This is a genomic window from Pseudomonas sp. SWRI50, assembly GCF_014269095.1.
Taxonomy (GTDB): Bacteria; Pseudomonadota; Gammaproteobacteria; order Pseudomonadales; family Pseudomonadaceae; genus Aquipseudomonas; species Aquipseudomonas kermanshahensis.
Genome location: NZ_JABWRW010000003.1, coordinates 319165 through 342041 on the forward strand (window position 1 = coordinate 319165; position 22877 = coordinate 342041).

23 protein-coding genes are annotated in these 22877 nt (G+C 65.0%); 4 read left to right on the forward strand and 19 right to left on the reverse strand.

Going from position 1 to position 22877, the window contains the following annotated elements:
* Positions 1-39: 39 nt before the first annotated feature.
* From HU750_RS05255 to cbiE, 19 genes are all read right to left on the reverse strand, one after another.
* On the reverse strand, positions 40-555 hold the full coding sequence (locus tag HU750_RS05255; RefSeq protein ID WP_186677396.1) for a GNAT family N-acetyltransferase: 516 nt from the start codon (positions 553-555) through the stop codon (positions 40-42).
* 31 nt (positions 556-586) lie between these two features.
* Complete coding sequence (urtE, locus tag HU750_RS05260) at positions 587-1285, reverse strand: urea ABC transporter ATP-binding subunit UrtE (protein ID WP_027592568.1); 699 nt, start codon at positions 1283-1285, stop codon at positions 587-589.
* A 146-nt stretch (positions 1286-1431) separates the two neighbouring features.
* On the reverse strand, positions 1432-2289 hold the full coding sequence (gene urtD / locus HU750_RS05265; protein WP_186677400.1) for an urea ABC transporter ATP-binding protein UrtD: 858 nt from the start codon (positions 2287-2289) through the stop codon (positions 1432-1434).
* Positions 2286-3365, reverse strand: a complete 1080-nt coding sequence (gene urtC / locus HU750_RS05270) for an urea ABC transporter permease subunit UrtC (protein ID WP_186677402.1) — start codon at positions 3363-3365, stop codon at positions 2286-2288. The genes urtD and urtC overlap by 4 nt, the downstream gene beginning before the upstream one ends.
* Positions 3365-4852 carry an urea ABC transporter permease subunit UrtB gene (gene urtB, locus HU750_RS05275; RefSeq protein WP_186677404.1) on the reverse strand — a complete coding sequence of 496 codons (1488 nt, stop codon included), beginning with the start codon at positions 4850-4852 and terminating at the stop codon, positions 3365-3367. Before urtB ends, urtC begins: the two co-directional genes overlap by 1 nt.
* Before the next feature lie 129 nt (positions 4853-4981).
* The gene (urtA, locus tag HU750_RS05280) at positions 4982-6247 is read right to left on the reverse strand and encodes an urea ABC transporter substrate-binding protein (RefSeq protein WP_027592572.1); all 1266 of its coding nucleotides are present in this window, start codon (positions 6245-6247) and stop codon (positions 4982-4984) included.
* A 188-nt stretch (positions 6248-6435) separates the two neighbouring features.
* A complete protein-coding gene (gene cycA / locus HU750_RS05285) occupies positions 6436-7842 on the reverse strand; it encodes a D-serine/D-alanine/glycine transporter (RefSeq protein ID WP_027592573.1) in 1407 nt (468 codons plus the stop codon).
* A 233-nt stretch (positions 7843-8075) separates the two neighbouring features.
* Complete coding sequence (locus tag HU750_RS05290; protein WP_099430558.1) at positions 8076-9443, reverse strand: PepSY-associated TM helix domain-containing protein; 1368 nt, start codon at positions 9441-9443, stop codon at positions 8076-8078.
* 58 nt (positions 9444-9501) lie between these two features.
* The gene (locus HU750_RS05295; protein WP_186677408.1) at positions 9502-11568 is read right to left on the reverse strand and encodes a TonB-dependent copper receptor; all 2067 of its coding nucleotides are present in this window, start codon (positions 11566-11568) and stop codon (positions 9502-9504) included.
* A 66-nt stretch (positions 11569-11634) separates the two neighbouring features.
* Positions 11635-12066, reverse strand: coding sequence for a DUF2946 domain-containing protein (locus HU750_RS05300; RefSeq protein ID WP_186677411.1), 432 nt, complete (start codon positions 12064-12066; stop codon positions 11635-11637).
* Between the two features lie 23 nt (positions 12067-12089).
* Complete coding sequence (locus tag HU750_RS05305) at positions 12090-12575, reverse strand: copper chaperone PCu(A)C (protein WP_027592577.1); 486 nt, start codon at positions 12573-12575, stop codon at positions 12090-12092.
* A gap of 46 nt (positions 12576-12621) precedes the next feature.
* Positions 12622-13011 carry a DUF2946 domain-containing protein gene (locus HU750_RS05310; RefSeq protein WP_186677413.1) on the reverse strand — a complete coding sequence of 130 codons (390 nt, stop codon included), beginning with the start codon at positions 13009-13011 and terminating at the stop codon, positions 12622-12624.
* 123 nt (positions 13012-13134) lie between these two features.
* Positions 13135-13989: an SPFH domain-containing protein gene (locus HU750_RS05315; RefSeq protein WP_027592579.1), complete on the reverse strand. Its 855-nt coding sequence runs from the start codon at positions 13987-13989 to the stop codon at positions 13135-13137.
* Between the two features lie 26 nt (positions 13990-14015).
* Positions 14016-14453 (reverse strand): NfeD family protein, encoded by a 438-nt coding sequence (locus tag HU750_RS05320; RefSeq protein ID WP_027592580.1) that lies wholly within the window; start codon positions 14451-14453, stop codon positions 14016-14018.
* A gap of 134 nt (positions 14454-14587) precedes the next feature.
* Complete coding sequence (vapC, locus tag HU750_RS05325; protein ID WP_027592581.1) at positions 14588-14995, reverse strand: type II toxin-antitoxin system tRNA(fMet)-specific endonuclease VapC; 408 nt, start codon at positions 14993-14995, stop codon at positions 14588-14590.
* Positions 14995-15225 (reverse strand): type II toxin-antitoxin system VapB family antitoxin, encoded by a 231-nt coding sequence (gene vapB, locus HU750_RS05330; protein ID WP_085272331.1) that lies wholly within the window; start codon positions 15223-15225, stop codon positions 14995-14997. The genes vapC and vapB overlap by 1 nt, the downstream gene beginning before the upstream one ends.
* A 92-nt stretch (positions 15226-15317) precedes the next feature.
* The gene (locus tag HU750_RS05335) at positions 15318-16037 is read right to left on the reverse strand and encodes a cobalt-precorrin-6A reductase (protein WP_186677416.1); all 720 of its coding nucleotides are present in this window, start codon (positions 16035-16037) and stop codon (positions 15318-15320) included.
* Positions 16034-17128 carry a cobalt-precorrin-5B (C(1))-methyltransferase gene (locus tag HU750_RS05340; RefSeq protein ID WP_099430552.1) on the reverse strand — a complete coding sequence of 365 codons (1095 nt, stop codon included), beginning with the start codon at positions 17126-17128 and terminating at the stop codon, positions 16034-16036. The genes HU750_RS05335 and HU750_RS05340 overlap by 4 nt, the downstream gene beginning before the upstream one ends.
* Complete coding sequence (gene cbiE, locus HU750_RS05345; RefSeq protein ID WP_186677419.1) at positions 17121-18332, reverse strand: precorrin-6y C5,15-methyltransferase (decarboxylating) subunit CbiE; 1212 nt, start codon at positions 18330-18332, stop codon at positions 17121-17123. Before cbiE ends, HU750_RS05340 begins: the two co-directional genes overlap by 8 nt.
* Positions 18333-18464: 132 nt before the next feature.
* Between cbiE and cobG the strand changes: the two genes are divergently transcribed.
* Genes cobG through cobJ form a run of 4 tightly spaced genes read left to right on the forward strand, consistent with a single transcriptional unit; the run spans position 18465 to position 22831 of the window.
* Positions 18465-19796: a precorrin-3B synthase gene (gene cobG / locus HU750_RS05350; RefSeq protein ID WP_186677421.1), complete on the forward strand. Its 1332-nt coding sequence runs from the start codon at positions 18465-18467 to the stop codon at positions 19794-19796.
* Positions 19789-20415, forward strand: a complete 627-nt coding sequence (locus tag HU750_RS05355) for a precorrin-8X methylmutase (protein ID WP_027592587.1) — start codon at positions 19789-19791, stop codon at positions 20413-20415. The genes cobG and HU750_RS05355 overlap by 8 nt, the downstream gene beginning before the upstream one ends.
* Positions 20412-21146: a precorrin-2 C(20)-methyltransferase gene (locus tag HU750_RS05360; RefSeq protein ID WP_027592588.1), complete on the forward strand. Its 735-nt coding sequence runs from the start codon at positions 20412-20414 to the stop codon at positions 21144-21146. The genes HU750_RS05355 and HU750_RS05360 overlap by 4 nt, the downstream gene beginning before the upstream one ends.
* 2 nt (positions 21147-21148) lie before the next feature.
* A complete protein-coding gene (cobJ, locus tag HU750_RS05365; RefSeq protein ID WP_186677478.1) occupies positions 21149-22831 on the forward strand; it encodes a precorrin-3B C(17)-methyltransferase in 1683 nt (560 codons plus the stop codon).
* The last annotated feature ends 46 nt before the right edge of the window (positions 22832-22877 follow it).

Genomic DNA, 22877 nt, shown 5'->3' on the forward strand with positions numbered 1-22877 from the left:
GCTTGTCCCGCGAAGTGGCCGGTACAGCCAGCACAATACTTAAGCGGGCTCAGCCCCCGGGTTCAGCACCAGTTGCATGAAGGTCAGGTCCAGCCACCGCCCAAACTTCACCCCCACCTGCGGCATCTGCCCGGTCACCACGAACCCCAGCCGCTCATGCAGGCGTACCGACGCCGCATTGCCACTTTCGATCGCTGCCACCATCACGTGCTTGCCACAGCCCCGCGCACGCTCGATCAACGCGGCCATCAACACCGGCCCCAAACCCTTGCCGCGCTGGTCGCCACGGATATACACCGAGTGCTCGACGGTATGGCGAAAACCCTCGAACGGCCGCCAGTCGCCGAACGATGCATACCCCAGCACGCCGGTCTCATCCACTGCCACCAGGATCGGGTAGCCCTGTTGTGCCCTGGCCTCGAACCAGGCCTGGCGGTTGGCCAGGTCCACCGGGGTTTCGTTCCAGATCGCCGTGGTGTTGCGCACGGCGTCGTTGTAGATGTCGAGGATACCCGGCACGTCGGCGGGCAAGGCGTCGCGGATTTCGTGGCTCATTGCAGCGTCTCACAAGGTCGATGGGCGCAGATTAAATGGTTACCAGCCCGCGTACACCCTCGGCTTGCATGTTTTCACCACGCCCACGCTGGATGATCTCGCCACGCGCCATCACCAGGTACTGGTCGGCCAGTTCTTCGGCAAAGTCGTAGAACTGCTCGACCAGCAGGATGGCCATGTCGCCACGCTCGGCCAGGCGCCGGATGACCGCGCCGATTTCCTTGATCACCGAGGGCTGGATGCCTTCGGTGGGCTCGTCGAGAATCAGCAGGCGCGGGCGGCTGGCCAGGGCACGGCCAATGGCAAGTTGCTGCTGCTGGCCCCCAGACAAGTCGCCGCCGCGGCGCTGTTTCATCTGTTCCAGTACCGGGAACAGCTCGTAGATGAAGGCGGGCACTTCGCGGGCCTCGCGGGCGGGAAAGCGCGACAGGCCCATCAGCAGGTTTTCTTCCACGGTCAGCCGCGGGAAGATCTCGCGGCCTTGGGGCACGTAGGCGATGCCGGCGTGGACCCGTTGCTGGGGCTTGAGCGTGGTGATCGGCTTGCCTTCCCATTCGACGCTGCCTTCGCGGGCGGCGACCAGGCCCATCAGGCAGCGCAGCAGGGTGGTCTTGCCCACGCCGTTGCGGCCCAGCAGGCAGGTGACTTCGCCGACCTTGGCCTCGAAGGACAGGCCGCGCAGGATGTGGCTGCCGCCGTAGTATTGGTGCAGGGTGTCAATCTTGAGCATGTCATGTCCCTGAGTTTCTTGTTGTGGCTGCACCGGCCCCTTCGCGGGGCAAGCCCGCTCCCACAGGTTCACCACAGTTTTCGGATGGAGTGATCCCCTGTGGGAGCGGGCTTGCCCCGCGAAGAGGCCGGTGCAGGCTGTTTGAATCATCGGCCCAGGTACACCTCGACCACCCGCTCATCCGCCTGCACCTGCTCCAGCGACCCCTCCGCCAGCACGCTACCTTGGTGCAGCACGGTCACATGGTCGGCAATGCTCCCGACAAACCCCATGTCGTGCTCCACCACCATCAGCGAATGCTTGCCGGCCAGGCCCTTGAACAGTTCGGCGGTGAACTCGGTCTCGGCGTCGGTCATGCCGGCCACCGGTTCATCGAGCAGCAGCAGTTGTGGTTCTTGCACCAGCAACATGCCGATCTCCAGGAACTGCTTCTGGCCGTGAGACAGCAACCCCGCCTGGCGCTGCGCCAGGGATTGCAGGCGCAAGGTGGTGAGCACCTCGTCGATGCGCTGCTGTTGCTCACCACTCAACCGCGCGGCCAGGCTGGCCCACACCGACTTGTCAGTCTTCAGGGCCAGCTCCAGGTTCTCGAACACGGTCAGTGCTTCGAACACCGTCGGCTTCTGGAACTTGCGGCCGATGCCGGCCTGGGCGATCTGGTATTCGCTCATGCGGGTCAGGTCGAGGGTGTCGCCAAAGAACGCGCTGCCGGTGTCGGGGCGGGTCTTGCCGGTGATCACGTCCATCATCGTGGTCTTGCCGGCACCGTTGGGGCCAATGATGCAGCGCAGTTCACCGACGCCGATGTACAGGTTGAGCGCGTTGAGGGCCTTGAAACCATCGAAGCTGACGCTGATGTCTTCCAGGCTCAGCACCGTGCCATGGCGGGTGTCCAGGCCCGCTGTACGGCGGCTGCCCAGGCCGATGGCGTCGCGGCCGGCGCCGAGGTTGTCGAACACCGGTTCAAGCATGAATTCTGGATGCACAGGGGGCACGCCTCTCATGGTTGGCTCCTTTTCTTCAACAGACCGACCACGCCCTTGGGCAGGTACAGGGTGACGAGAATGAACAGCGCACCGAGGAAGAACAGCCAGAACTCCGGGAAGGCCACGGTGAACCAGCTCTTCATGCCGTTGACCAGGCCAGCGCCGAGCAGCGGGCCAATCAACGTGCCACGCCCGCCAAGGGCGACCCACACGGCGGCCTCGATGGAGTTGGTCGGCGACATCTCGCTGGGGTTGATGATGCCCACTTGAGGCACGTACAGCGCACCGGCAAGGCCGCACAGCACGGCGCTCAGCACCCACACCAGCAGCTTGAAACCGCGTGGGTCGTAGCCGCAGAACATCAGGCGGTTTTCAGCGTCGCGCACGGCGGTGAGCAGGCGGCCGAATTTGCTTTGGGTCAGGCGCCAACACAGGTACAGGCTGGCCAGCAGCAGGCCGACAGTGAGCAGGAACAGCACCGCGCGGGTGCCTTGCGCGGCGATGTCGAAGCCCAGGATGGTGCGGAAGCTGGTGAAGCCGTTGTTGCCGCCAAACCCGGTTTCGTTACGGAAGAACAGCAGCATGCCGGCAAAGGTCAGGGCCTGGGTCATGATCGAGAAGTACACGCCCTTGATCCGCGAACGGAAGGCGAAAAAGCCGAACACCAGCGCCAGCAGGCCCGGCGCCAGCACCACCAGGCACAGCGCCCAGGCAAAATGCTGAGTACCGGCCCAGTACCAAGGCAGTTCGGTCCACGACAGGAAGGTCATGAAACCCGGCAGCCCGTCCCCGGCGGCCTGGCGCATCAGGTACATGCCCATGGCGTAGCCACCGAGGGCGAAGAACAGGCCGTGGCCCAGCGACAGCAGCCCGGCATAGCCCCAGACCAGGTCCAGGGCCAGGGCGACGATGGCATAGCAGAGGATCTTACCGACCAGTGTCAGGGTGTAGGCCGAAACCTGCAGGGCATGGTCCGCCGGCAATAACGACAGCAGCGGCAGGGCCAGCAACAGCAGGACGACGACAGCGCCGATGGCCAGCGTCAGGCGCGGCCCGGCTTTTTGCGAAGCGGTGACAAGCAGTGGCTGGTTCATCAGTCGATTACCCGTCCCTTGAGGGCGAACAGGCCTTGCGGGCGCTTCTGGATGAACAGAATGATCAACGCAAGGATGAGGATCTTGCCAAGCACCGCGCCGATCTGCGGCTCCAGCAGCTTGTTGGCGATGCCGAGACCGAAGGCGGCCCAGAGGCTGCCAGCCAGTTGCCCGACACCGCCGAGCACCACCACCAGGAACGAGTCGATGATGTAGCTTTGGCCAAGGTCCGGGCCGACGTTGCCGACCTGGCTCAAGGCCACGCCACCCAGCCCGGCGATGCCCGAGCCCAGGCCAAAGGCGAGCATGTCGACGCGCCCGGTGGACACACCACAGCAGGCGGCCATGTTGCGGTTCTGGGTCACTGCGCGCACGTTAAGGCCAAGCCGCGTGCGGTTGAGCAGCAGCCAGGTGAGCAGTACCACGGCGAGGGCGAAGCCGATGATCACCAGGCGGTTGTACGGCAGCACCAGGTTGGGCAGCAGTTGGATACCGCCGGACAACCACGCCGGGTTGCTCACTTCGACGTTCTGCGCGCCGAACAGTAGGCGGATGGCCTGGATCAGGATCAGGCTGATCCCCCAGGTTGCCAACAAGGTTTCCAGTGGGCGGCCGTAAAGGTGACGGATCACCGTGCGCTCCAGCGCCATGCCGACCCCGGCGCTGACGGCGAAGGCCACGGGCAGGGCGATCAGCGGGTAGAACTCGATCGCGCCGGGGGCGTAACGCTGCAGCAGCACCTGGACCATGTAGGTGCTGTAGGCCCCGAGCATGAGCATCTCGCCATGGGCCATGTTGATCACCCCGAGCAGGCCGAAGGTAATCGCCAGGCCCAGGGCTGCCAGCAGCAGGATCGAGCCCAGCGACAGGCCGCTGAAGGCTTGGCCGAGCAGTTCGCCGACCATGAGTTTGCGTTTGACCTGGGCCAGGCTGGTTTCAGCGGCCGTGCGCACGGCGGCGTCGCTTTCGACGCCGGGCTGCAGCAGCGCTTCCAGGCGCGTACGGGCGACCGGGTCGCCGGTCTCGCCCAGCAAACGCACGGCGGCCAGGCGTACGGCAGGTTCGCTGGCACCCAGTTGCAGGTTGGCCAAGGCCAGGCTCAGGGCTGCGTGTACGGCTGCGTCCGGTTCGCTGGCAAAGCGCCGGTCGAGGAAGGCCATCTGTGCGGGTTGCGCGCTCTTCTGCAGTTGCTGGGCAGCGGCCAGGCGAGTGTCGCTGTTGTCGCTGAGCAACTGGTGGCTGGCCAGGGCGTTGTCGATCAGGCTGCGCAGGCGGTTGTTCAGGCGCACCTTGCGGGTGTCGCCCTCGGCGATGCGGCCTTGGCGCAGGTTTTCCAGCAGCGGCAGGCGCTCGGCATCGGGTTGGGCTGCCCAGCTTTCGAGCAGGCGGGCTTGCTCGGCGGGCTTGGCGGTGAGGAAGAATTCGCCCTCACTGGCCTGGGTTGCCAGGGGCAGCAGGAGCAGCAGGGTGAGCAGGAGTCTGAGCATGCGGGTAATCCTGGAAATCGGCGGTGGATTCTTCGCGGGGCAAGCCCGCTCCCACAGTGAACTTGTGTAAAGCGATCTCTGTGGGAGCGGGCTTGCCCCGCGAATGGGCCGCACAGCGGCCCCGTGCACTCAGTTACCTTTCACCGCATAGTCAGGGCGTTTGTCGTTGCCCGGAATGAACGGGCTCCAAGGCTGCGCCCGCAGCGGCTGCTCGGTTTCCCAGACCACACTGAACTGCCCGTCATCCTGGATCTCGCCGATCATCACCGGCTTGTGCAGGTGGTGGTTGGTCTTGTCCATGGTCAGGGTGAAGCCGGACGGTGCCTGGAAGCTCTGGCCAGCCAGTGCCTCGCGCACCTTGTCTACATCGGTGGACTTGGCTTTTTCAGCCGCCTGCGCCCACATGTGAATGCCCACATAAGTGGCTTCCATCGGGTCGTTGGTCACCGCCTTGTCGGCGCCCGGCAGGTTCTTGGCCTTGGCGTAGGCCTTCCAGTCGGCGACGAACTTCTGGTTGACCGGGTTATCCACCGACTCGAAGTAGTTCCACGCGGCCAGGTGGCCCACCAGCGGCTTGGTGTCGATGCCGCGCAGTTCTTCCTCACCCACCGAGAACGCCACCACGGGCACGTCGGTGGCTTTCAGGCCTTGGTTGGCCAGCTCTTTGTAGAACGGCACGTTGGAGTCGCCGTTGACGGTGGAGATGACCGCCGTCTTGCCGCCCGCGGAGAACTTCTTGATGTTGGCGACGATGGTTTGGTAATCGGCGTGGCCGAACGGGGTGTAGACCTCTTCGATGTCCTTGTCGGCCACGCCCTTGCTGTGCAGGAAGGCGCGCAGGATCTTGTTGGTGGTGCGCGGGTAGACGTAGTCGGTGCCCAGCAGGAAGAAGCGCTTGGCGCTGCCGCCTTCTTCGCTCATCACGTATTCCACGGCGGGGATGGCCTGCTGGTTAGGCGCGGCGCCGGTGTAGAACACGTTCGGCGACATCTCTTCGCCTTCGTACTGCACCGGGTAGAACAGCAGGCCGTTGAGCTCCTCGAACACCGGCAGCACCGATTTGCGCGACACCGAGGTCCAGCAGCCGAACACCACGGCGACCTTGTCCTGGGTCAGCAGCTGACGGCTCTTTTCGGCGAACAGCGGCCAGTTGGACGCTGGGTCGACCACCACCGCTTCGAGCATCTTGCCGTTCACACCGCCCTTGGCGTTGATCTGGTCGATGGTCATCAGCGCCATGTCCTTGAGCGACGTTTCGGAAATGGCCATGGTCCCGGACAGCGAATGCAGGATGCCGACCTTGATGGTCTCGGCGGCCTGGATGCTCCAGCTAAGACCCATCGCCGCAATCGATGCGCTGAGGGTAAAGGCCTTGATCAGACTGCGACGCTTCATGTGCTCTCTCCGCTGAGATTTTTTATGGTGTTGGCCAAGCGGGAGGGGCGTTGCAAGGGGTGTGCCGAGTGGCGGAAGGTGCGTAATAGAGGGGGTGTGCGAGGTGTTGGGGCGTTTGCGAGGTCCAGGTTGGTGCCTTGCAGATGTGTGTGCACAGGATTGGGGCTGCAAAGCAGCCCCATGCGGCATCAGCCGTTACGCACCGCCGTGCGCGGATGGCGTTTGCTGCGCACACCCTGGTAGGTCACTGCCAGCAGCACGAACCAGATCGGCGTCACCAGCAGCGCTGCGCGGGTGTCGTCTTCCAGGCTCAGCAGCACCAGAATGCCGGCAAAGAACACCAGGCACACGTAGCACATGAAGCGCCCGCCGGGCATTTTGTACTTCGACGCCTGGTGCAGCGCGGCGCGGCGTTTGCGGTAGCTGAGGTACGACAGCAGGATCAGCGTCCAGACGAACATGAACAGCACCGCCGACACCGTGGTGACCAGGGTGAACGCCTCGACCACATCGGGCACCAGGTAGATCAGCACCGCGCCCAACAGCAGGCAGGTGCACGAGAAGTACAGGCCGTTGGCCGGCACGGCGCGCCGCGACAGCTTCTCGAACGCGCGGGGGGCATCGCCTTCCTGGGCGAGGCCGAACAGCATGCGGCTGGTAGAGAACACGCCACTGTTGGCCGACGAGGCGGCCGAGGTCAGCACCACGAAGTTGATGATGCTGGCCGCCGCTGGCAGGCCGGCCAGCACGAACAGTTCGACGAATGGGCTCTTGCCTGGCACCACATCGCGCCACGGGGTCACGGCCATGATCGCGATCAGTGCCAGTACGTAGAACACGATGATACGGATCGGGATCGAGTTGATCGCCCGTGGCAAGGTGCGTTCGGGGTTCTTCGCTTCCGCGGCGGTGGTGCCGACCAGCTCGATACCGACGAAGGCGAACACGGCAATCTGGAACCCGGCAAAGAAGCCCATCAGGCCATTAGGGAACATACCGCCGTCATTCCACAGGTTGGCCAGTTGCGCGGTGCGCCCGCTCGGCGATTCGAAGCCGCTGATGACCATGTACAGGCCGGTGGCGACCAGGCCGAGGATGGCGACGATCTTGATCAGCGCGAACCAGAACTCGAGTTCGCCGAACATCTTCACGGTAACCAGGTTCAGCGACAGCAGTACCGCCACGCAGGTCAGCGCGGGTATCCACTGCGGCAGGTCGGGGAACCAGAATTGCGTGTAGGCGGCAATCGCGACCACGTCGGCGATACCGGTGACTACCCAGCAGAACCAGTAGGTCCAGCCAGTGAAGTAGCCGGCCCAGGGGCCGAGCAGGTCGGCCGAGAAGTCGATGAACGACTTGTAGTTGAGGTTCGACAGCAGCAATTCGCCCATGGCGCGCATGACGAAGAACAGCATGAAGCCGATGATCATGTACACGAAGATGATCGACGGGCCGGCGAGGCTGATGGTCTTGCCCGAGCCCATGAACAGGCCGGTGCCGATCGCGCCACCGATGGCGATGAGCTGAATGTGACGGTTGGTCAGGTTGCGCTGCAGATGCTGCTCTTCAGCGGGCGGGGAAGAGGTCCGGGTCATTGGCTGCATTCCATTGAGGGTCAGTCTTTTTGTGAAAGCCGAGTAGGCTAACACGGGCGTCCCAGTTCGGGGCGCGACAGATCGACACGACCTTTGCGGTGCAGCGTTGTACCTGTTGCCGGCCTCTTCGCGGGCAAGCCCGCTCCCACAGGTATTGTGTTGCGCTTGAGAAGCACGTCACCCTGTGGGAGCGGGCTTGTCCCGCGAAGAGGCCCGTAAGGTCACAGCAAGGATCAGGCGCTGGCCAGCACTCGGCGCCTGCGCACCACCAGGCTATCGACCAGCCACATCACCACCATCGACACCCCCACCAGCGGGAACATCACCCCCAACACCACCATCACCGCAACTGCCGTTTTCCAGCGCGGCAGGTCATGGCGCAGCGGCGGCACTCCTAGCCCGCCAGCCGGCCGGCGTTTCCACCACATCACCAGGCCACTGACCGAACCCAGCAAGATCATCAGGCACACCAGCAGAATGATGGCCTGGTTGAACGCCCCGAACATCTTGCCCTCATGCAGCATCACGCCCAGCTCGGTGGCACGCGCAACCGGGCTGTAATCCTGCCAGCGCACGTCGGCCAGCACCTTGCCGGTGTACTGGTCGACATGCAGCGTGGCATCGTTGCGCGGGTCGTCGGCGAATACCGCAACGGTGAACACGCCGTCGGCCGTGGTCGGCAAGGTAATGCTGTAGCCCGGTTCGACCTGGCGCGCAGTGGCGATGTCCTCGACCTGTTGCAGGCTCACCTGCGGCGCTGCCGGGGCATTCGACATCATGTGATGCCCGGCATGTTCGGCATGGGCGCCGGACTGCGGCATGGGGGTGTTTTCCATTGCCCAAGGCACTGTCTGGCGATGGGCGCTGTTGAGCTCACCTGCCTGCTGATCGGACTTGGGTACGTCGTTCCACATCGCGGCCGGGAAGCGGTTCCACAGATCGGCGTATTGCTTGCCCCACAGGCCCGTCCAGGTCATGCCACTGAGCAGCATCAGCAGCAGCAGGGCCGAGCCCCAAAACCCCGTCACCGCATGCAGGTCACGCCACAGCAGCCGACCGCGTGCGGAAAAACGCGGCCACAGCACACCCGCGCTGTTGCGCCCACGTGGCCACCAGAGGTACAGGCCGGACACCACCAGCACGATGCCCCAGCCTGCTGCCAGCTCCACCAGGCGGTCACCGACCGTGCCGACCATCAACTCGCCGTGCAGGGCACGGGCAATCGCTTGCAGGTTCTGCTTGCCGTCCTGCGCACCGAGCAGCTTGCCGCTGTAGGGGTCGACGAACACGTTCAGTTCACGGCCGCCGTCATGCACCACGAACTGCGCGCTGCGTTCGGCATTCAGGGGCGGCAGGTACTGCCCCACATGGCCTTGCGGATACGCCTGGCGTACCTCGGCCAGCATCACATCCGCGGCCTGTCGGTGATGGCCGGCTTCGACCACCATCAGGTCGCGGTACAGCAGCGGGTCGAGCTGCGGCTTGAACAGGTAGATGATCCCAGTGAGCGCCAGCAGGATCATGAACGGGGCGACGAACAGCCCCGCGTAAAAGTGCCAACGCCAGGCCAGGTTGTAGAAAGAGATGCGTGTTCCGCGCATGGGAACCTCCTGTTTGACCAGGTGAGGGGCGCGACCGTGGCCGCGCCCGTTGTTGTTGTCAGAAGCTGAAATCGACCTTGGTCCAGAAGGTCCTGCCTGGCTCGTTCACCGGCTGTGGATCTGTGGCCGGGTAGCCGAACCCGGCGTTCCCGGCCAGGTTCAAGTGCTCGGCGTAGGTGTTGTCGAACAGGTTGTCGACCCCTGCGCTGAGCTTGAGGTTGTTGTTCACCTTGTAGGCACCATTGAGCGAGAACACACCAAAGCCCGCGCTCTTTTCGTAGTCCTTGCCGACCACGTTGCCTTGGTTCTCGGCGATGCGGTTTTGTGCGGCCACCAGCCGCCACAGCGCACCCACACTCCAGACGTCGCGGCTGTAGGTCAGGCCCAGGCGGCTTTCCAGGGGCGGCATTTGAGGTAGCGCTTTGCCATCACTGCTGTTCTTGCCCCAAGCGTAGGCCAGGGTTGCGTCGGCCTTCCAATTTTCGCTGAGCTTGTAGGCCGCGCCCACTTCGCCGCCCATGATGCGGGCGTCGATGTTCTGGGCCTGGGACGTGCTCATGCCCATCATGCCGGTGCGGTAGTCGAACAGGATGTAGTCACGGATCTGCCCGACATAACCCGATGCCCAGGCTTCGAGGCGGGCGTCGCGGTACTGGATGCCGAAGTCGAGCTGGGTGGTCTTTTCTGGCTTGATGCCGTCGAAGGCGTTGGCTGCGCCGGCTGGCGCCAACTTGGGCGAGAACAGCTCCCAGTAGTCGGGGAAGCGCTGGGCGTGGCCGAGGCCGACGTAGGTGGTAGCGGGGATGGCCGCCAGGTCATGTTCGTAACGGACGAAACCGCTTGGCAGGGTGTCTGCGCGGGTGTCGCTTTCGGTGGCGCTGCCTTTACGGAAGTCGCGGGCCGAGGCGCGGTCCAGGCGGGCGCCGGTGATCAGCCGGTCCTCGCCACTGACGTACCAGGTCAGCTCACTGAAGGCACCGTAGTTGTGGAAATCGGCATCCTTGGTCCAGGCCTGGCCTTTGTGCGCATCGACGCCCATGCCGCCGCGCTGGCGGTGTTCGTTGGTCTGCGCATCGATACCGCTGACCAGTTGCACGTCGGCCCAGCGCCAGGTCGCCTTGACCCTGGCGCCCATCGTGCGGCGGTCGACGTTGCTGACCATCGGCATGCCCATCATGCCGCTGCCCGAGGGCGTGCGCAGGCTGTAGTTGTCCATCACGTGGTCGGCGTAGTTGTAGTAGACCTGTGCCTCGACCTTGTCGAGCACCTCGCCGAGGTTGGACTTCTCGAAGCGCAGCCCAAGGCTTTCACGCTTGAACTGCGAGCCGTCCATGCCGCGCCCGGCATAGCGTGCTTCGCCATCGCCCTTGCCCGCGGTGAGTTCCAGCAGGGTGTCCTGGTCCGGGGTCCAGCCGAGGGTCACATCGCCGTTCCATTTGTCCCAGCGCGAGGGCACGGTGTCATCGTTGCCGTCGTGGTAGTCGTCCGAGCGCGACTGGTTGCCGACGAAGCGGGCGTAGGCCTGGCTGTTGCCTGCGGCGGCGTCCAGCACTTTGTCGAAGCGGCCATTGGAGCCGGCCAAGAGGCTTGCGTTGACGCGGCTGCCGAGGGTGCCGAACTGTTCGGGCTCACGCTCGAAGAGGATGGTGCCGGCCGAACCGCCAGGCCCCCAGATCACGCTTTGCGGGCCTTTGATCACGGTCAGGCGGTCGTAGGTTTCCGGCGAGATGTACGAGGTGGGGGCATCCATGCGGTTGGGGCAGGCGCCCAGCATGACGCCGCCATTGGTGAGGATGTTCAGGCGTGAACCGAACATGCCGCGCAATACCGGGTCGCCGTTGGTGCCGCCGGAGCGGATGGCCGAGAAGCCGGGGATGGTCTTGAGGTAGTCGGCCCCGTCGCTGGCCGGCACCGGCTGGCGAGGGTCTTTCGGGTTGGTGACAACGGTCAGCGGCGAGCTGGGCGCCACCGCAGTGATCACCGTTGGGCTCAACTCGGGTGCGTCGTGCGCGTGATCAGCGTGGCCGAGGTCGCTGGCCAGGGCCACGGGCGCGAGCAGCGAACCGCACACGGCGGCGATGGCCCCACGCAGGGACAGGGCAAAAACAGGGGTGCAGCCGGACATAATGATTCCAGTCGATCAGTCATGAGTGGGCGCGAAGCCTCCTGGCTCCGTGCGAACAATGGGTGTTCAGACGCTGATCGAGGCAGGCGGTGCGCGGCTGCGCGCGCCAGGGAATACAGCCTGCCGGGCATGCCCCTGGTGCGTGGCGGCAGTAAGGTGGGTGGTGGGTACTACGATGCTGGCACTGAGCGGGCTGAGGGTTTGTGGCAGTGCGGGGCAGTTGAACAGCAGGCTGCAGTAACCGCACTTTTCCCACATCACATGCAATTGGCCATCGTCACCGTGGCCGTGATGCGAGTCGGCCCCATGCTGATGCCCGGTGGGCATCGACATTTCCATCGGCATGTTCATGCCGGCGTGGTGATCCATCGGCATCGACTGGGAAATCAGCGGGCCGATGAAGATCATCCACATGGCGAACAGGCTCAGCCAACCGCCACCGACGCGCCTGCGTTCAGGGCGGGTGGTACGGCTGAGGCTGTTGCGGGGCAGGCTCATGGCGAGTGCCTGTCAGCTAATGGTCAGTGCGCGTGTTCGTGGGCCTGGGGCGTTCCCGAGGGCGCCTCTTTCTGCACGGCGACTTCGACGGTGACGTCACCGGCTTTTTCAAAATGCAGGGTCAGCGGGAAACGCTTGCCGTCGGTGAGCAGGCTGCGGTCTTTAGGCTGCATCAGCATCACGTGGTAGGCGCTGGGGGCGAAGGTCACCTCCTTGCCAGCGGGCACTACCACGTTGGGCACCTGCTGCATCTTCATGGTGCCGCTGGCCGTCATGGCGTGCTCGTGCAATTGGGCGTCGTCGCTGATGGGGCTGTCGACACTGAGCAGGCGATCATCCGCCTGGCCATTGTTGTGCACGACGAAATAGGCGGCGACGTTGGGTGCATTCGGTGGAAGTTGCAGCGACCAGGGGTGCGCGATGTGCAGGTCGCCCACGGTGTATTCATGGGCAGTGGCGAAGGCGCTGGGCAGCAGCAGGGCAGCCACGACGAGAGCGTGCTTGAGCATGGTGAGTCTCCGATCTGTTCAGGTTCAGGCAGACAGCGTGAGCAACTCAGACCAAAGGGGAGGCGCGGGGGTTGAGCGCGGGCCATAGCTGGCGCGGCGTGGGTTGGTAATCGGCAAGCTGCGGCGAGTACCCGACGTGCAGGGTCGGCGGGTTATGCAACTGCGGCGGGTAGCCCGGCAGGGCCAGCAGCGGGGCAGCACCGGAGCAGCACCAGCAGTTCATCATGCTGGCGCTGTCATCGCTCTGCGGGCCGAGGTCGATCTTGGCCAGGGCCTGGACGTCGACCTTGGCCTTGTTGGCCATGCTGGAACAGAACGCCCCCCACAGCAACTGCTCGGCCGGGCCCTTGGGCGCGGCAGAGGACAGCGGCATGGCCAGCAGGTTGAACAGCACTGCTAGGCAGGCTATCCAGGCAATGTGCCGACGTGGGGGCATGGAGAGATCCGGTCAGGAATCGTGGTGGCTATTGTAAGGCGCAGTATAGGTAAAAAAGGTGGGGTGCGGTGAAGTGACGCAGTTGGCGGGGGTTTTGGGGGCTGCAGAGCGGCCCCGGCAATCTCAAACCTTGTTGCGGCCCATCAAGCCGCGCACGGTTTCTTGCAGGTCGGCCGGCAGCACCACGACTTTGGCATTGTCGCTGCTGGCCAGGTTCTCCATCGCGCCGATGTACCGTTCGCCCAGCAAGTACATGGCCGGCACGGTCTCGTTACCCACCGCGTCCTTGACCAGCGAAATCGCCCGCGCAGAAGCCTCGGCCAGGTTGATTTGCGCTTCGGCGTCCAGCTTGGCCGATTGCAGGCGCGCTTCTGCCTCGAGGATCGCGGCCTGTTTGGCACCTTCGGCACGGGTCACGTCGGCTTTACGTTCACGCTCGGCGGCGGCCTGGCGCTCCATGGCCAGTTGCATGTTCTGTGACGGCTTGATGTCCTGGATTTCTACCGAACGCACAGTCACGCCCCAGTCTTCGGTCTGCTCGGACATCGCTTCGCGCAGGCGTGCCTTGATCTGCTCACGGCTGGACAGGGCCTCGTCCAGGTCCATGGCCCCGACGATGGCGCGCAGCGAGGTCATGGTCAGGCTGGTGACGGCGAAGGAGAAGTTCTGCACGCCGTAGGAGGCCTTCTGTGGGTCGACCACTTTGGCGAAGCACAGGGCATTGGCGACGATCACCGCGTTGTCTTTGGTGATGATTTCCTGCTCTTGCACATCGAGGATGATGTCTTTGGTGGGCAGGCGATAGGCGACCACGTCCACGTAAGGAATGACGATGTTCAGGCCGGGCTTGAGGGTGTTGTTGTAGCGGCCCAGGCGCTCGACGATCCACTCTTCGCCCTGAGGCACGATACGCACCCCCTTGAACACGGTGATCAAGACGAACAGGGCGAGGGCGCCCACGACGATAAGGCTGGTCATGATACGAACTTCCTTTTAGTACGGATTCAGGCCCGGATGACGCGGGCGGTGTTCCCTTCGATGGCGGTAAGGCGCACGCGCTCGCCAGACGGGATGTCAGTGTCGGCGACGCAGGTCCATTCCTCGTTGCCGAGGATTGGCTTCTGGAAACGCACGCGGCCTTTCTGGAACTCGGAAACGCTGGCGGTCAGCAGGCCGACTTCGCCAATCACGCTGTCGGCTGTCCAGCGCACATCCGGCTTCTTGTTCCGGAACACCTTGAACCACAGCGCAGTGGTGACTGAAGAAAGCAGCACCCACAGCAGCATCTGCATATCCAGTTGCAGGCTGGGCGCGGCGAGCGAGATGAGCGAAACCAGCACGGCGCCGATGCCGAACCAGAGAATGAAGAACGTGGGCAGGACCAGTTCGAGCAGGATCAGCGCGATACCGAAGACCAGCCATATCCACCATTGCATGTCCATATGAATGAAGCCTTCTGGGGGAGAGGGCTGAAGTCTAAGGCAACGGAGCGAGCAAAGGCCATTCGAGTGCGACCGCGTGAAGCGGTGGCAAAGTCGATAGGCGCTGTAGGACAGCAGAACTAACCGTTACGCTGTCAGGGCGAAACGAGCCAGTCTTCAACCCTTAGACCGGGTACTCGTTGAAACTCGCGCACATTGTTAGTCACCAAAATTAAGCCAAGCGCTCGGGCATGCCCGGCAATCAGTTGGTCGTAAGGACCAATGGGGGTCCCTGATCTGGCCAATTCCGCACGAAGCTGACCACTGTGCTCAGCCGCATGGCTATCGTAATCGAGTACTTCAAGGCGCGCGGCAAAGCCCTCGACCACCGAGAGATTGCGCTCAGGATGATCCGACTTCTCAGCGCCGTAGATCAGTTCCATCAAAGTGATTGTGCTGATCGCCAATTGACCGTGATGGCGATTGAACGCTTCGCGGACGCGTTGCGGTTTATTCTTGATCGTGAAAATGCAGATATTGGTGTCGAGCAGGTACCTGAGCATTAAAAACCTTCACGTTCCTGGTCTGCAGGTTGGTCACGGCTGGCCATGTAATCCGCGCTTGCAGGCTCACTTTCGAACCAGCTGTCCCATGATTCACCAGCAGGTGTGATGATGCGCGTACGCCCAACTGCAACAATATCCACTCGGGTGATGCCATCGGGAAGTGCGACGGATTTTGGCAAGCGGATGGCCTGGCTGCGGTTGCTTTTGAAGACAGCACCTTGCTCCATGATGGGCCTCCTCGGGTAGCGACAATGTGTGACAGAAGTTTAGGTTGCATGTCGTATATGTCAATGGGATATACGTCATGACTGGCGAGCAGTCAAAGCGTCAGCCTGGCAAGCAACGCGTCTGAGTGAATGAATGTCTCATCGACCACCGGCAGTTCCGGCCGCCGCAGGATCAATACTGGTATCCCTAGCTCCCGCGCCACGTCCAGCTTGGGCTCGGTCGCCACGCTGCCGCTGTTCTTGCTGATCAGGACGTCGATCTTGCGGCGCGCGAACAACACACGTTCGTCTTCGATTCGGAATGGCCCGCGTGCGCCGATAACCTCGCAACGTTCGTTACCGGGGCAGGCCTCCAGTGCGCGCAAGGTCCAGAACTGATCCGGCGGGATCTCTGCCAGGTGTTGCAGCGGCTCGCGGCCCAGCGTGAACAGCGGCCGCCGGAATGGCGCGAGCGCCTCGATCAGCCCCGCCCAGTCGTCCACTTCGCGCCAATCGTCACCCGGCTGTGCCTGCCAGGCGGGGCGGCGCAGCGCCCAGCAGGGGATATCCGCACGACGTGAAGCGAGGGCGGCGTTGCGGCTGATCTGCGCGGCATAGGGGTGGGTGGCATCGATCAGCAGGGTAATGCCCGCCTCGCGCAGGTACTGGGCAAGGCCTTCAGCACCGCCATAGCCGCCGACGCGCACCTGGCAGGTCAGGTCCTGCGGTACGCGGCCGATGCCTGCCAGGCTGTAGACGTGCTGCGGGCCCAACTGGCGGGCGATGGCCAGGGCCTCGGTGACGCCGCCCAGCAGCAGGATGCGCGCGCTCATTGCACACCTGCCTGGCCGACGATGCCGCCTTGGCGGTCGATGGCGAACACCTCTACCTGCACCTGCGGCGGCACCACGCTGCGGGCGAAGGCCAGCGCGTGCGCGCAGACGGCGTCGCCCAGGGCGATGCCTGCGGCATGCGCCAGCGCCAGGGCTTGCTGGCTGGTGTTGGCGGCGATGATCGCGGCCTGAAGGTTTGCGTCGGCGCCGATATCCGCTGCCCAGCCGGCCAACTGCGGCAGGTCGATGCTTGAGTGGCGGCTGTGCAGGTCCATGTGCCCGGCAGCCAGCTTGCTGATCTTGCCGAACCCCCCGCACAGGCTCAGGCGGGGTACCGGCACCTTGCGCAGGTGCTTGAGCACGGCGCCGACGAAGTCGCCCATCTCGATCAGGGCGATTTCCGGCAGGCCGTAGACCCGGCGCATGGTGTCTTCGCTGGCATTGCCGGTGCAGGCGGCGATGTGCGTGTAGCCGTTGGTGTGGGCCACGTCGATGCCCTGATGGATCGAGGCGATGTAGGCCGCGCAGGAAAACGGCCGGACGATGCCGCTGGTGCCCAGAATCGACAGCCCGCCGAGGATGCCCAGGCGCGGGTTCATGGTTTTCAATGCCAGCTGTTCACCGCCCTGAACATTGACCGTGACTTCGAAACCGCCGCGGTAGGCGCACTCGTCAGCCAGGCGTTGCAGGTGTTCGCCCATCATGCGCCGGGGCACTGGGTTGATCGCTGGTTCGCCCACCGCCAGTACCAGCCCCGGGCGTGTCACGGTGCCGACGCCTTGGCCTGCGACGAAGCGGATGCCGGGCTCTGCCAGCAGGCGGACCTGGCTGAACAGCAGGGCACCATGGGTCACGTCCGGATCGTCACCGGCGTCCTTCAGCGTGCCGGCTTCGGCATATTCGCCATCGCGGCGGCAAAACTCCAGGCGCATCTGCACGACCTTGCCCTTGGGCAGGGTGATGCTCACGGCGTCGCTGCAGACGCCGGTCAGCAGCAGGCGCGCCGCCGCGAGGCTGGTGGCGGTAGCGCAGCTGCCGGTGGTCAGGCCGCTGCGCAGGGGCGCGGGCTGCTCGTGGGTTTCTTCACGCATCGAGGGGCTTCACCACATCGAGCAAGGTGATTGGCAGTGCCTGGCGCCAGGTGTCGAACGTGCCCAGCGGCTGTGCATGGGCAACATGGATGCGGGTCAATTCACCACCGTGTCGCTCGCGAAAGTGCGCCAGGGCCAGTTCGCTTTGCAGGGTGACCGCATTGGCCACCAGTCGCCCGCCGGGGCGCAGGCGCTGCCAGCACAGGTCGAGCACGCCTTCACGCGTTACCCCGCCACCAATGAAGACCGCGTCGGGCTGCTCAAGCCCTGCCAAGGCTTCAGGCGCTTTGCCACGGACCAGTTGCAGACCGGGCACGCCCAGCGCATCGCGATTGTGTTCGACAAAACCCTGGCGCCCTTCGTCGGCCTCGATGGCTAGCGCACGGCAGGCGGGGTGGGCGCGCATCCACTCGATGCCGATCGAGCCGCAACCCGCGCCCACGTCCCACAGCAGCTCGCCGGGCAGGGGGGCGAGGCGGGCCAGGGTGATGGCGCGGACATCGCGCTTGGTCAGTTGGCCGTCGTGCAGGAAGGCGCTGTCCGGCAGCCCGGCGACCTGTGGCAGGCGGGGGGCGTCGGGCGCGGCGAGGCACTCGATGGCCACCAGGTTGAGCGCTGCAACCTGGGTGTGAGGCCAGTCCTGGGCGGTGCCCGCCACTTCGCGTTCATCTGTGCCACCCAAGTGTTCGAACACACGCAGGCGGCTCGGCCCGAAGCCACGCTCGCACAGTTGTGCGGCGATTGCTGCTGGGCTGTCACCGTCGTTGCTCAGTACGAACAGGCGGGTGCCACTGTGCAGGTGTGCATTGAGCGCCGCCAGCGGCCGGGCGACCACCGACACCACCTGCACGTCCTGCAGCGGCCAGCCGAGGCGGGCGGCGGCCAGTGCACACGAGGAAGGCATCGACAGCACTCGCATCTCGCTGGCGGGCACCTGGCGCGCCAAGCTGGCACCGACGCCGAAGAACATCGGGTCACCGCTGGCCAGCACGCAGACCGGTTCGCCGCGCTGGGCGAGCACGGGCGCCAAAGAGAAAGGGGTTGGCCAAAGCAGCCGCTCGCCGACCACGCAGCGTGGCAGTAAAGCCAGTTGGCGCGGGCTGCCGAAGATCCGCGAAGCGCCCAACAGGGCACGCCGGGCCTGCTTGCCAAGGCCATTGAAGCCGTCTTCGCCGATGCCTACTACTGTCAGCCAGGGTGCCATGTGTTTCAATCCGCCTTTTCTGAGGCCGCTTCGCGCCCCGGGTAAACGATAAGCTCGACCACCGGCTTTTCATGCCGCCGGACAAAGCAGGCATAATACCGCGCCTTCTACACTCAAGCGCACTTTCACAGATTGCCGGACACCCCTTTGAAGCAGGCCCATGCCCCCGACGTTTCACCTCGCCCCTCGGCCTGCCCGGGGTTGTGGCGCATCGTCAGTGCCCGTGATGGCGGCATTTGCCGCATCAAGCTGCCGGGTGGCCTGCTGCTGGCCGACCAGGCCGATGCCGTGGCCGAGGCCGCCGAGCGCTTTGCCGGTGGCGTGATCGAGGCAACCAACCGCGGCAACCTGCAGATTCGCGGTATTGGCAGCGACCACCAAGGCCTGATCGCCAGGCTGCTCGCGGCAGGCCTGGGCCCGCGCGAAGCCGCCGGTGACGATGTGCGCAACCTGATGCTCAGCCCGCTGGCCGGGCATGACCCTGCCATGTTGCTGGATGCCCGGCCGCTGGCGGGGCAGATCCTCGACCTGCTGGAAGGCACGCCGCGTTTTCACCAGTTGTCGGCGAAGTTCGCCGTGCTACTGGACGCCGGCGAAGGCCTGGCGATGCTTGAGCATCCGCATGACCTGTGGCTCTCGGCGCTGCCTATCGAGCAGCGGACGTGGCTGGCGTTTGGCCTGGCGGGCTGCCCCGCCGATGGCCAGGTGCTCGGGGCGGTGCCGGTGGAGCAGGGCCTGGCCCTGGTCCGTGCGGTGCTGGAGCGCTTCCTTGACCTGGCCGCTGTGGACCAGTCGCGCATGCGCCAGTTGCTCGAATGCTATTCGCCCGCGGCGTTCGTCGAAGGGCTCGGCCTGGACATCCGCCGCGATGCCGCCGTGCTTGAATGGCGCCGCCCGACACGCCAGCCCGAGTGGCTGGGTGTGTTGCCACAAGCCCACGGTCTCGCCCTGGGCGTTGCTCCGCCGCAGGGCCGCTTGACCCCCGAGATGCTGCGGGGTGCCGCGCGCATCGCCCGGCACCAGGGCGACGGCAGCCTGCGCCTGAGCCCTTGGCAAAGCCTGGTGCTGACCAATCTCGACCCGGGCCAGATCACGCAAGCCCAGGGCGAGTTGTCCACGCTGGGCCTGCTGTGCCACAGCCACGAGCCACTGGCCCGCATCAGCGCCTGCACCGGCAGCAGTGGCTGCGCCAAGGCACAGGGCGAAACCAAGGCCGATGCCGTGGCTTTGGCCGCGCTGCTGGGCCCTGGCGTGCCGGGCAGCGTGCACCTGTCCGGGTGCCCCCGATCCTGCGCCGTGGCCCATATTGCCCCGGCCACCTTGCTGGCCCGTTCACCGGGCCGTTACGACCTGTATGTGCGCGATGCGCGCCTGCCGGGCTTCGGCGCCCTGCGTGGCATCGACCTCACCTTGAACGAAGCAGGCGCCATGCTCGACCTGCCGACGGAGCACCTTGATGATTGACTACATCCGCGATGGTCAGGAGATCTATCGCAATTCCTTCCGGATCATCCGTGAGGAAGCCCGACTCGAGCGGATACCCGCAGACCTCGAAAAGCTCGCCGTGCGCGTGATCCATGCCTGCGGCATGGTCGAAGCCATCGACGGCCTGCAGTTCTCCGAAGGGGCCGGCCGCGCCGGCCGTGAAGCCCTGGCCAAGGGCGCACCTATCCTCTGCGATGCGCACATGGTCGCCGAAGGCATCACCCGCGCGCGCCTGCCCGCCGACAACAAAGTGGTCTGCACCTTGCGCGACCCGAGCGTGCCTGGCCTGGCCAAAGACGCCGGCAATACCCGTTCCGCCGTGGCCCTGGAGCTGTGGCGGCCGTACCTGGAAGGCAGCGTGGTGGTGATCGGCAACGCCCCGACCGCGCTGTTCTACCTGCTGGAGATGATCGACGCCGGCGCACCCAAGCCTGCGCTGATCCTCGGCTTCCCGGTCGGCTTCGTCGGTGCGGCCGAATCCAAGGCCATGCTCGCCGCCGACAGCCGTGGCGTGCCGTTCGTGATCATGCAAGGCCGCCTGGGCGGTAGTGCGATGGCCGCCGCGGCAGTCAACGCCCTTGCCACGGAGGTGGAATGATGGCACCACGTGGACGTCTGCTTGGCCTGGGCGTAGGCCCCGGCGACCCTGAACTGATCACCGTCAAGGCGCTGCGCCTGTTGCGCGAGGCGCCGGTGGTTGGCTACTTCGTGGCCAAGGGCAAGCGCGGCAATGCGTTCGGCATCATCGAGGCGCACCTGCAGCCAGAGCAAACCTTGCTGCCGCTAGTCTACCCGGTCACCACCGAGGCCCTGCCGGCACCGCTGTCCTATGAACAGGTCATCAGCGACTTCTACGATGAAGCCAGCGTGCAGGTTGCCGAGCACCTGGACGCCGGCCGCGATGTGGCGGTGATCTGCGAGGGCGACCCGTTCTTCTACGGCTCCTACATGTACCTGCATGACCGCCTGGCGCAGCGCTATGAGGCTGAAGTGATTCCTGGCGTCTGCTCGATGCTTGGGGGCGCCTCGGTGCTCGGCGCGCCGTTGGTGTACCGCAACCAGAGCCTGTCAGTGCTGTCGGGCGTGCTGCCGGCCGAGGAGCTCAAGCGGCGCCTGGCCGATGCCGATGCCGCGGTGATCATGAAGCTGGGCCGCAACTTCCCCAAGGTGCGTGACGTGCTGGCCGAGCTGGGCCTGGACGAGCGTGCGCTGTATGTCGAGCGGGCGACCATGGCCAACCAGAAGATCGTGCCGCTGGCGGACGTCGACCCCCTGTCGTCGCCGTACTTCTCGCTGATCATCGTGCCGGGTGAAAAATGGCAGGGATGAGCATGCACAAGGCACCGGCAATCGTCATTCTGGGGCCAGGTAGCCTGGCCACGGCGCAGCGTATCCAGCAGCGTTATCCACAGGCGGTGATTCATGGCCTGAGTGGCCGTGTCGAGGGCGTCGATCAAACGTACGCCTCGTTTGGCGACACCCTGCGCGCGCTGTATCAGCAGGACACGCCGATCATCGCCTTGTGCGCCGCCGGTATTGTCATTCGCAGTCTGGCCTGCGTGCTCAGCGAGAAAGGCGTCGAACCGCCCGTACTGGCGGTGGCCGAGGATGGCAGCGCAGTCGTGCCGCTGCTCGGTGGCCTAAGTGGTGTGAACGTGATGGCGCGCGAAATTGGCGAGGCTCTGGGCGTGGCGGCTGCGATCACCACCAGTGGCGAGCTGCGCTTCGGCACCTGCCTGCTGAACCCGCCACAGGGCTATGCCCTGGCGGATATCGAGCAAGGCAAGCGCTTTGTTTCCGACCTGTTGGCCGGCGAGACGGTGCGCGTCGAAGGGGCTGCGCCGTGGCTGGATCAGGCGCAGTTGCCTGCCAGCGAATCGGCCCGGCGCACGATTCATGTCGGCCATCAGGCACGTGCGAGCAGCCGGGACGAGTTGCTGATCCACCCGCGTTCGGTGGTTGTGGGCGTCGATACCGCAGACCTGCACGGCATTCGCACGGCGCTAAATGACGCGGGCATTGCCGAGCAGTCGTTGGCCTGCCTGCTGGCGAGCGAGCACGCCATGGCCGATGCCGCCTTGCACGAGGCGGCGCAGGCGCTGGGTGTGGCGCTGCGTTTCGCGGCCAAGCCTGGCGACCTGCGTGGCATGGTGGCCCAGGCGCTGCCTGACGTGCAGTTGATCGAGCAGGCCAATGCCGTCATCGCAGTGGCTTCGGCACCGGTGGATGCCGAGCGGATCGGCCGCCGCCGTGGCCGCCTGGCGGTGATCGGCCTCGGCCCTGGCGCTGCCGAGTTGATGGTGCCGGCGGTCAAGGCAGAGCTGGCACGCGCCCAGGACATCCTTGGCTACGAAACCTACGTGCGCATGGCCGGGCCGTTCCGTGCAGACCAAGTGCAGCATTGCACCGACAACCGCGAAGAGATGCAGCGTGCTCGCCATGCCTTCGAGCTTGCTGCACAAGGGCGCTCGGTGGTGGTGGTGTCGTCGGGTGACCCGGGTGTCTTCGCCATGGCCGCCGCCGTGCTCGAAGCGCTGCACGCCTCCAGCGACCCGGCCTGGCAGCGGGTCGATCTGGAGATCCTGCCGGGTGTTTCGGCGTCGCTGGCCACCGCCGCCCAGGCGGGGGCGCCGCTGGGGCACGACTTCTGCGTGATGTCGCTGTCGGACAACCTCAAACCGTGGTCGGTCATCGAGCATCGCCTGGACCTGGCGGCCCAGGCCGATCTGGTTCTGGCGTTCTATAACCCGATTTCCCGCTCGCGGCCTTGGCAGCTCGGGCGTGCGCTGGAGATCGTGCGACAGCACCGTGATGGGAACACGCCTGTAGTCCTTGGCCGCGACATTGGTAGGCCAGGGCAGACACTCAAGGTAGTCTCCTTGGCCGAACTGGTGCCAGAAATGGTCGACATGCGCACCATGGTGTTGCTGGGTTCTTCCACGACCTGTCAGTTCCCCAAGGCCGATGGCACCCCGTGGGTGTACACGCCGCGTTGGTACCCGAGCGCCGAGTGAGGCGCCGAGGGAACCCGTTCATGCCTGTACCGCGGTTGTTTGCAGC

Coding starts and splice junctions, on each gene's coding strand:
- HU750_RS05255 (WP_186677396.1), bottom strand. CDS start 555: ATGAGCCACGAAATCCGCGACGCCTTGCCCGCCGACGTGCCGGGTATC.
- urtE (WP_027592568.1), bottom strand. CDS start 1,285: ATGCTCAAGATTGACACCCTGCACCAATACTACGGCGGCAGCCACATC.
- urtD (WP_186677400.1), bottom strand. CDS start 2,289: ATGAGAGGCGTGCCCCCTGTGCATCCAGAATTCATGCTTGAACCGGTG.
- urtC (WP_186677402.1), bottom strand. CDS start 3,365: ATGAACCAGCCACTGCTTGTCACCGCTTCGCAAAAAGCCGGGCCGCGC.
- urtB (WP_186677404.1), bottom strand. CDS start 4,852: ATGCTCAGACTCCTGCTCACCCTGCTGCTCCTGCTGCCCCTGGCAACC.
- urtA (WP_027592572.1), bottom strand. CDS start 6,247: ATGAAGCGTCGCAGTCTGATCAAGGCCTTTACCCTCAGCGCATCGATT.
- cycA (WP_027592573.1), bottom strand. CDS start 7,842: ATGACCCGGACCTCTTCCCCGCCCGCTGAAGAGCAGCATCTGCAGCGC.
- HU750_RS05290 (WP_099430558.1), bottom strand. CDS start 9,443: ATGCGCGGAACACGCATCTCTTTCTACAACCTGGCCTGGCGTTGGCAC.
- HU750_RS05295 (WP_186677408.1), bottom strand. CDS start 11,568: ATGTCCGGCTGCACCCCTGTTTTTGCCCTGTCCCTGCGTGGGGCCATC.
- HU750_RS05300 (WP_186677411.1), bottom strand. CDS start 12,066: ATGAGCCTGCCCCGCAACAGCCTCAGCCGTACCACCCGCCCTGAACGC.
- HU750_RS05305 (WP_027592577.1), bottom strand. CDS start 12,575: ATGCTCAAGCACGCTCTCGTCGTGGCTGCCCTGCTGCTGCCCAGCGCC.
- HU750_RS05310 (WP_186677413.1), bottom strand. CDS start 13,011: ATGCCCCCACGTCGGCACATTGCCTGGATAGCCTGCCTAGCAGTGCTG.
- HU750_RS05315 (WP_027592579.1), bottom strand. CDS start 13,989: ATGACCAGCCTTATCGTCGTGGGCGCCCTCGCCCTGTTCGTCTTGATC.
- HU750_RS05320 (WP_027592580.1), bottom strand. CDS start 14,453: ATGGACATGCAATGGTGGATATGGCTGGTCTTCGGTATCGCGCTGATC.
- vapC (WP_027592581.1), bottom strand. CDS start 14,995: ATGCTCAGGTACCTGCTCGACACCAATATCTGCATTTTCACGATCAAG.
- vapB (WP_085272331.1), bottom strand. CDS start 15,225: ATGGAGCAAGGTGCTGTCTTCAAAAGCAACCGCAGCCAGGCCATCCGC.
- HU750_RS05335 (WP_186677416.1), bottom strand. CDS start 16,037: ATGAGCGCGCGCATCCTGCTGCTGGGCGGCGTCACCGAGGCCCTGGCC.
- HU750_RS05340 (WP_099430552.1), bottom strand. CDS start 17,128: ATGCGTGAAGAAACCCACGAGCAGCCCGCGCCCCTGCGCAGCGGCCTG.
- cbiE (WP_186677419.1), bottom strand. CDS start 18,332: ATGGCACCCTGGCTGACAGTAGTAGGCATCGGCGAAGACGGCTTCAAT.
- HU750_RS05355 (WP_027592587.1), top strand. CDS start 19,789: ATGATTGACTACATCCGCGATGGTCAGGAGATCTATCGCAATTCCTTC.
- HU750_RS05360 (WP_027592588.1), top strand. CDS start 20,412: ATGATGGCACCACGTGGACGTCTGCTTGGCCTGGGCGTAGGCCCCGGC.
- cobJ (WP_186677478.1), top strand. CDS start 21,149: ATGCACAAGGCACCGGCAATCGTCATTCTGGGGCCAGGTAGCCTGGCC.